This is a genomic window from Nonomuraea sp. KM90 (assembly GCF_052246675.1).
Taxonomy (GTDB): Bacteria; Actinomycetota; Actinomycetes; order Streptosporangiales; family Streptosporangiaceae; genus Nonomuraea.
On the sequence record NZ_JBQQCB010000242.1, the window covers coordinates 1 to 7,601 of the forward strand.

General features: G+C 65.6%; 9 protein-coding genes and 1 pseudogene. 6 read left to right on the forward strand and 4 right to left on the reverse strand.

Annotated features, from left to right (window positions below):
- Positions 1 to 579 precede the first annotated feature (579 nt).
- Positions 580 to 1,197: a hypothetical protein gene (locus ACTWPW_RS62085; protein ID WP_375117070.1), complete on the reverse strand. Its 618-nt coding sequence runs from the start codon at positions 1,195 to 1,197 to the stop codon at positions 580 to 582.
- Between the two features lie 118 nt (positions 1,198 to 1,315).
- A complete protein-coding gene (locus tag ACTWPW_RS62090) occupies positions 1,316 to 1,681 on the reverse strand; it encodes a hypothetical protein (RefSeq protein WP_375117071.1) in 366 nt (121 codons plus the stop codon).
- Positions 1,682 to 1,984: 303 nt separating this feature from the next.
- Between ACTWPW_RS62090 and ACTWPW_RS62095 the strand changes: the two genes are divergently transcribed.
- Positions 1,985 to 2,179: a hypothetical protein gene (locus ACTWPW_RS62095; protein ID WP_375117072.1), complete on the forward strand. Its 195-nt coding sequence runs from the start codon at positions 1,985 to 1,987 to the stop codon at positions 2,177 to 2,179.
- A gap of 24 nt (positions 2,180 to 2,203) precedes the next feature.
- On the opposite strand, the gene ACTWPW_RS62100 is transcribed toward ACTWPW_RS62095, so the two are convergent.
- The gene (locus ACTWPW_RS62100; protein ID WP_443174715.1) at positions 2,204 to 3,139 is read right to left on the reverse strand and encodes a GH25 family lysozyme; all 936 of its coding nucleotides are present in this window, start codon (positions 3,137 to 3,139) and stop codon (positions 2,204 to 2,206) included.
- 844 nt (positions 3,140 to 3,983) lie between these two features.
- On the opposite strand from ACTWPW_RS62100, the gene ACTWPW_RS62105 reads away from it, so the two are divergent.
- From ACTWPW_RS62105 to ACTWPW_RS62125, 5 genes are all read left to right on the forward strand, one after another.
- Entirely contained in the window at positions 3,984 to 4,151 is a 168-nt protein-coding gene (locus ACTWPW_RS62105) for a hypothetical protein (RefSeq protein WP_375117074.1), read from the forward strand.
- On the forward strand, positions 4,148 to 4,867 hold the full coding sequence (locus ACTWPW_RS62110; RefSeq protein ID WP_375117075.1) for a CHAP domain-containing protein: 720 nt from the start codon (positions 4,148 to 4,150) through the stop codon (positions 4,865 to 4,867). Before ACTWPW_RS62105 ends, ACTWPW_RS62110 begins: the two co-directional genes overlap by 4 nt.
- Positions 4,868 to 5,201: 334 nt before the next feature.
- A complete protein-coding gene (locus ACTWPW_RS62115; protein ID WP_443174716.1) occupies positions 5,202 to 6,290 on the forward strand; it encodes a zinc metalloprotease in 1,089 nt (362 codons plus the stop codon).
- Between the two features lie 14 nt (positions 6,291 to 6,304).
- Complete coding sequence (locus ACTWPW_RS62120; RefSeq protein WP_443174717.1) at positions 6,305 to 6,622, forward strand: hypothetical protein; 318 nt, start codon at positions 6,305 to 6,307, stop codon at positions 6,620 to 6,622.
- A 114-nt stretch (positions 6,623 to 6,736) separates the two neighbouring features.
- Entirely contained in the window at positions 6,737 to 6,892 is a 156-nt protein-coding gene (locus ACTWPW_RS62125; protein WP_375117218.1) for a Sua5 family C-terminal domain-containing protein, read from the forward strand.
- 139 nt (positions 6,893 to 7,031) lie between these two features.
- Here ACTWPW_RS62125 and ACTWPW_RS62130 read toward each other — a convergent pair.
- Positions 7,032 to 7,577, reverse strand: a pseudogene (locus tag ACTWPW_RS62130) (sensor histidine kinase); the annotation flags it as partial.
- Between the last annotated feature and the right edge of the window lie 24 nt (positions 7,578 to 7,601).

The window sequence follows — 7,601 nt, forward strand, 5'->3', positions numbered from 1 at the left end:
GTCTACGCTGTGGCTCGCGGTCACCGCACGATCTTTGGTTGTCTTCACAAACTCCGAATGATCACGCGGTGGCCGTCGCCATGCGACCCCGACCCCTCAAGATCGCAAAGTGTCGCTGGAGTACTAGGAACTGCGGCCGACCTCCTTGATCATCTTCTTGAGCGCCCTCCGGGCGGCGGCCAGGTTATCCTTGGCTTCGATCAGTTTGGCCTTCAGCTGCGCGTTTTCCGCCACCGCGGCGTCCCGCTCGGCGGCCAGGTGTTCGCCGTGGGCCAGCAGCTCGTTGATCCGCGCCGTCAGCTCGGCGGTGCCAGCCGCGGTCTGGATGATCGGGCGGGCGCCGAGCCGGGCGACATCCTCGATCGCGTCGACCAGATTGCGACCTTTGGTGAACAGCGCGTCGATCTCGGCGCGGATGGCTTGTACGGCGGCGGTAGTGTGCGTGCCACGAGCGTAGGTCCTTGCGTTGTGCGAATTTTGGTCGGTTCAGCACGGCAACCTACGCTCGTTCACATTTGCACCGCATCTCGGACGCGACCTAACCAGCCGGGCGTATCGCCCATGATGACTAAGCCCTCATCAAACGGGCTGCTCTTCCATGCGGACATCGTCCAGTTCAACAATGAGCATCTTGCCGAGCAGGCGAGGCAGCTCCCTTTCGGCCAGCAGCGACACGATGGCGTTGAACTTGCGGGGGGTGAGTTGGCCAGGTTCGTACACGTCGCCGTAGAGAGCGGCGGGTCTCACCCTTGCCACCGACGCCGCGACGGCGCCGACCGAGCACAGGTGCGGGCAATAGCGCAGGGCGCTTGGCCAGCAGGCCCGGCAGCATGGTGGGGTCGCGGTCCATACTGGGTTGGCCGGATGGGTGAGCCGTTCCCACTCATCGCAGGGAATCAGCCACTCGATCCGGCCGTCGCCGACAGCGGTGCAGCCACAGATCTGGCAGCGATGGTCGGTCATCGCGGCCAAGTGCCGGCCGGTGTGGACGGAGGCGAACCGCGGCCGGCCGTGGTGATCGATTCGATCGCGGTACCACAGCACGCCGAACCTGCGGTCGCCGGGCAGTTCGTCCCAGTAGGACAGGCGCTCGCCGCGCCAGCAAACCCCTGGGCCGGGATCAGCTACAGGAGAACTCCAGCGAACAACCCAGGGAACGGGCAGGCCTCGCCACTCGGCAGGAGCCTGTCCGTTCACGAAGGCGCTCCCATAACCTTTACACCTTCGATGCTGGCAACCGCGCGCTGCCGAAGGAACGGCCTGATGCCAACACTCCCTCGGTGCCGCCGGAAGCGAGGCCGGGTCGACAGCACTGTCACGTGGAGATATCGGATGCCGCGCCTACGAGCGAGTGGGCCTCGTATTCCTGCGCTACGGACCCATAATCTCCCGCTCTGGTGATGACTGCCACCCCGGTGACCTGTTCGCCTGCCGCTCCGTCCTGCTCGGAGACGACCGGTAGCAGCAGCGTCAAGAGGACCTTGGAGCCGACGCGGACGTTTTCGTCGAGCACTGCTGTGACCATGTTGCCGATGTTGGTGGTAGCTTCGTCCAGCGAACCGTCTCCGCTGAAATGCCGGTCTTGCAGGAGCGACTGATCTCCATTGACGGACAACTCGCCTTTGCGGTACGCGATCTCGATGCCAGGCCCGCGGAGTTCGTACTTTGTGGTTGCGTTCATCGAGGCCCTCCATGACGACCTGACTATATGATGTGTCCGATGGGGCACTACCCGTAGCCGTGATTGGTTAATCGCGTCGGAATCATCTGCGAATACGTCGGCTTTTGGGGCAACCATCACAGGTGGGAATCTTGACCGGTAGCTGACCGCGGGCCGACTTTTTGCCAGGAGTATCCTCGATACGATCGACGGCAGCACGAAATATCATGGGCTTTTGGTTCTTCTGGTCGGCGGAAGGTGAGCAGCATGGATCCCGAAACCTCTACGTCGAAATCCTGGCTTCCCACGCGCAAATGGTGGTCCATGCTCGTGGTGGCACTCGGGGCCCTGGCCGTCAACTGGATCAACACCGGCCAGTTCACCAAGGAGATCGCCATCGCTCTGGTAGGTCTCCTCGTACAGGCCGCTACCACCTACCTTGTCCCCAACCAGGACACGCCCGGTGGCGTGCCCATCAGCAGGGGCGGGACGACATCAGCCCAGAAATTTCCCAGGTAACCGATGGGCAGCCACGCCGCGGGTCTAGGCAGTCTTCTTCAGCCTCGTGGGCTGGAGCGCCGACCTCAGCGCGGCTTCCGTCTCCTCGCCGTACACGCCGGTCACGGCGATGCTTGCCTTCCTCTGCAACCACTTCACGCCTGCCTCGGTCCGCGGGCCGAAGTCCCCGTCCATGTCCAGTTCCGGAGTTCGCCCGGCCGCGTTCAGTGCCTGCTGGAGCTGTGAGACCGGTAGCCCGGAGGAGCCGACGGACAACGGGGGAGTGCCGTCAGGGATGACCACGGTGGATATCCCTCCCAGGGCGAGCGCCCGAAGCTGTGAACGGTCGCCCTGGTACATGTTGACGTCGCAGGATCCCTCGGGAAATCCCGGTACCTTGCCGGTACAGGAGAACTGAAGAATGGACACGCGCTCGTCGCCGTAGGATCTCCACCATGCGGCGGGGACGCCTTCATACAGCTTCTTGGGTGTCCCCTTGCCGGAGACATAGTGGGACTCCCACAGAGTGTCGAAGAAGGACAGGTCGCCTTGCCCGTTCTCCCTCCAGTACCAGCGGGGGTAGTAGCCGAGCACGGGATGCCCGCCGGTCCGGCTCTTGAACTCCGCCACCCATTTGCGCGCGTCCTCGGCCGTCGCCTGTCGGCTGACGCCGTCCCGCCGCTCCACGTCCAGCGCGACCATCAGCTGGGACACGTCGCCCGCGACCTCCAGGAAGTGCTCGACCTGTCGTGTGATGTCGGCATCGCCGCGCAGGAAGCAGTACGCACCGGGCACGAACGCCTCGCCCAGGGCCAGCATGCCGGCACGGTTGCGCGCCCAGGTGCGATCCTTGAAGTGGACGCCCTCGGTCGCCTTGGCGAAGGCGAACTCGATTCCCGACGCCGCGACGGCGTTCCAGTCGATCTTGCCGTTCCAATGGGATACGTCGACACCGAACATGGCAATCACCTGCGCCTTCATCGTAGTTCCCACGCATCGCAGGGAGGGCTTCTACGCGAACGTCGGAATGAATTGATCGGTAACTCCTGAGTCGCCTCGGACGGCCCGCGGATGCTGCGATGGCAGGGAAATCAACCGACAATTCACCGGATCGAATGGCCGGGCAATTATTGAGCGAGGCGACTGCCCGGAAACGCTGCATCACAATCGTATCGAACCTGAAGCCCAGTGGCTCAAAGCGAGAGTCAAAGTCGCTTTGGGCAATCACGCTGATGCGCCCACGCCGACGACGTTCGTCGTACACGGCGGCTGGCATGCCGATGGCGACCGGCCCGATGAAATCGTCCAGAATTTTACCTATAAACGGTCTTATGCGGATACCCCCGCGGGATGCCCGGAAGGGCGAAATGACTGGAACGATCGCCTTTGCTTCTCACTGCCCTGGAGCGCTGAGTCCCTTTCAACCCAAACAGCCGCATAGGGTACGCCCATAAGACGGCTGTCCGGAATCTCCGTGGCTCCTCAGTTGGGCCTGCCTCGATTTCAGCGGCCAGGCCGAGGGTGCCGGCATCGAAAATTCGCGCCGGCTGCCAACGGAGGCGTCCGTTTGATGGGGATTTGGTCCCTTGTGGGGGATATGTCTGGCTGATAGAGGGCACTCTGAGGTGCAGGTACCTACCGTGCCGTGGCTGTCTCCACGGGCTGTTGCCTGTGGACGGTCTGGCTGCTGGAGCCGGTAGCGGTGCCGGCCGGCCCTTCCCATTCCGATCAAGCCGCGACGTTCAGGACGTCCCCGGGGTGGACGTGCATCTGATCGCCACCTATCTGACGTCAGGGCGTCGCGTGCCTACCAGGAAGGCTGATCATGACCAAGAGACAGGAAGCGGAACTCGTGGCGGAAGCCGTGGACACCCATGCTTGGGGTCCCACCGAGCCGGATGAGGAGCAGGTCCTGGTGTCGCTCGGCTACGTCCTCAACCCGGAGACCGGCGTCTACGAGCAGGGGCCGAACGGAAGGAGGCCGCCGTCATGACCGCCGAGAAGATGGTGAAGCGGGCGAGTGACGACCTCGGCCTGTCGGGGCGGCCGAACGTCATCACGCGCTGGTACTCCGAACGGAACGGTTCGGAGTTCCTGAGGGCACCATGGTGCAACATGTCCATCACGTACTGGGCACGGCACTCCGACAACGCCGCGGCGGTCCTGCCGAACGGGGATCGCGCCTACACGGTGTGGCACGCCCAGGACGGCCAACGACTGGGCCGCTGGCACGCGGGGACCGCGGCCAACATCAAGCAGTACGCCCGCCCCGGCGCACTGGTGTTCTTCGACTGGGGCGGCACCAACGAGATCGGCCGGATCGACCATATCGGCCTGGTCGAGAAGAACCTCGGCGACGGCAGGGTGCAGACGATCGAGGGCAATACCGATGACGCCTGCAAGCGGCGCGTACGCGACGCGTCAGTCATCGCGGGGTTCTGGAACCCCGACTACGAGAAGAACGAGAGCTGGACGGAGGCCATCGTGGGAGAGCTCCCGATACTCAGCCAGGGCGACCAGGGGCCGCACGTGCGCACGATGCATCACCTGATGCTCGCCAGGGACGTCCCAGGGCTGGCGGGTGTCAGTGACACCATGTTCACTCCGGCCCATTCCGTGGGCATCCGTGGCCTGCAGACGGCTGCGGGGATCGAGGTCGACGGCGTCGTCGGGCCGCAGACCTGGCCCGTCCTGCTCGCGGTGCACTGACAGTCCATGCGGGTCCATCGGCCCCGCCGAGTCCCTGCCCCCGGGCAGGGGCTCCCTTTTCCCCGCGGCCAAATTTCCTGCCGACTTCCACGGGATCCGCGATGCGCATGCCCGCCCCATATTCGTATTTCTCTGGATAGGAGGAGCCGGCGGATGATATCCCCTCATGGGCGGCTTGAGCACGCCCTGCCTCAAGCAATGAGAGGACGTTGTTTGGGTATTCCTGAGCTTGGCCGACCGGCAATTCAGGGTATATGCGCCAAAAACAGCACAAATAAGCATGTGCATTCTTTGTGGTGCAAGCCACCCGCTCGAACTCCGGAGGTGTAGCTACATGTCCGAATATGGATCTCCACAGCCCACTCGTGACCTGTGCGGCACCATGCTCGTGCACCGCAAACTGCTCAATGAGAGCATGAGCTACCGCGCCCGGCGCGCCACGATCGAGGACCGGGCACTGCAGTACAAGCAGGGGACGCGCATGTCCGTGCGCACCGGCGTGGTCACGTTGCCGGTCGTCGTACACGTGGTCCACAATCCGCGCACGCCGGAGCAGAACATCTCCGACGAGCAGGTCCACAGCCAGTTGGCCGTGCTCAACCGGGACTTCCGGGCAGCCAATTCCGATGTAGGGAAAGTGCCGGACGCGTGGAAGCCACTGGTGGCCGACGCCAGGATCGAGTTCCGGCTGGCGACGCGGGACCCGCACGGCGAGGCCACCGACGGGATCGTCCGCGTGGAGACCGACCAGCGCGGCTTCACCTGGAACGACGACGTCAAGGCCGGCGTCACCGGCGGTGCCGACCCCTGGCCGAGCGATCAGTATCTCAACATCTGGGTCTGCCAGCTAGGAGGCGGCCTGCTCGGTTACGCGCAGTTCCCCGGCGGGCCACCGCAGACCGACGGCGTCGTCGTCCTGAACACCGCCTTCGGCACCACGGGCACGGCGACCCCGCCTTTCGACGGGGGCCGTACGGCGACGCACGAGATCGGCCACTGGCTGGACCTCTACCACATCTGGGGTGACGACGACGGCGCCTGCAGCAGCGATGATAAGGTCGCCGACACGCCGAACCAGGCCGGACCGAACACGGGAAGACCCACCTTCCCGCGCCTCACTTGCGACAACGGGCCCCATGGCGACATGTTCGTCAACTACATGGATTACACCGATGACGTGTCCATGTACATGTTCACGCGGGGCCAGGCCACCCGGATGGACGCTTGCCTGGAGGGGAGCCGGGCCTCGTTCCTTGTCGGGCAGGAGCTGTCGGTGGGCTCCGCGGCCGTGCCGGCACAGTTCCGTCCGGAGCTCAACGGGGAGGTGGCACAGTTGCTGCACGACACCGAGCGGTTGACCACCGAACTCCTCAACGAAATCCGCTCGGCGCTCGACCTGGTCACCGGCCCTCGGGACGGCTGACCGGGGGCATGGGAATGAGCTGCGCCCCGGCGGACATCGTTGGCTCCTGGCTGCACTCGTATGAGGAAGACAGTCAGACCACGGCGGTTTATCGGCCGCCCGATCACCCGTTCCCGCCCTCGCGGCGCGTGCGGCGCGGGCTGGAGTTTCGGGCGGACGGGGCGTTCGTCGACCTCCGTCCCGGCCCGGACGACCGTCCGCGGCCGGTGGTGGGCCGCTGGCGAGCCGAGGAGTGGGGGCGCATCCGTGTCGCCTTCCCGTCGGGGCGGGATGCGCCGCTCGAGCTCACCGTCGTCTCCTGCGCACACGACGTGCTCGTCCTCGCCAAATGACGCGGAGCAAGCCGCGCATCAGCTGACAGCACGTCGCCCTTCAGCGTCCTGCTTCCTGCCGGCTTCGCCGACGCCGAGGTGAAGGTGCATGCCGTGGTGGCGGTCCCTGCGTCGATGCCCGCCTACGCGCGCGGCCTGTATGCCTTTCTGCGCGAGCTCGACCAGCGAGGCTGCGACCTCATCGTGGCGTCCTTGCCGCAGGAGGCAGGGCTGGGACTGGCGATCGCCAACCGGCTGCGCCGCGCCGCAGGACCGCGGCCCGCCGCCTGATCGGCGCGGCGCTGTGAGAGCACCGGCAGGGGAGAGCAGCACTGCGAGCAGAAGGGGCAGGGACGTCGGCGGGCGATGCCGTGCTCGCGGCCGATGATGTGAGCCAGGCGGCGGGCAGGCGATCAGTCGCCAAGGGCATGCGCAGGACCAGGCAGGTTCCCTGGCCGGGGTCTTCGATGGTCAGGGTGCCGTGGTGGGTGTGGGCGATCTCGCGGCAGATGGCCAGGCCCAGGCCGGTGCCTTTCAGGTCGCGCTCGCGTGATTCCGGGAGCCGGGCGAAGCGTTCGAAGATGATCTCGCGGTGTTGGGGGGCGATGCCCGTGCCATCGTCGAAGACGGTCAGGACTCCGGTGTCGTCTTCGGCCCGGACCGCGACGGTGACGGCGGTGGTGGCGTGGCGCTGGGCGTTGTCCAGCAGGTTGGCCAGCAGCCTGGCGATCAGCAGCCGGTCGCAGTTGACGACCACGCCCGGCTGTAGCTCGGTGCGGATCGGAACCCGGTCGGGCAGCCGGCGCCCCAGCTCGGCGCGGGCCAGCTCGGCCAGGTCGGTGCGCTCGTGCTGGGCCGTCCGGTCAGCGTCCAAGCGGGCCAGGGTGAGGATGTCCTCGGCGATCGCCTGCTGGCGTTCCACGTCGCTGAGCAGCTCTTTGGCCATGCGCGGCCAGTCGACCGTGTCCGGGTCCATCAGCGCTTCCTCCAGTCGCAGGAT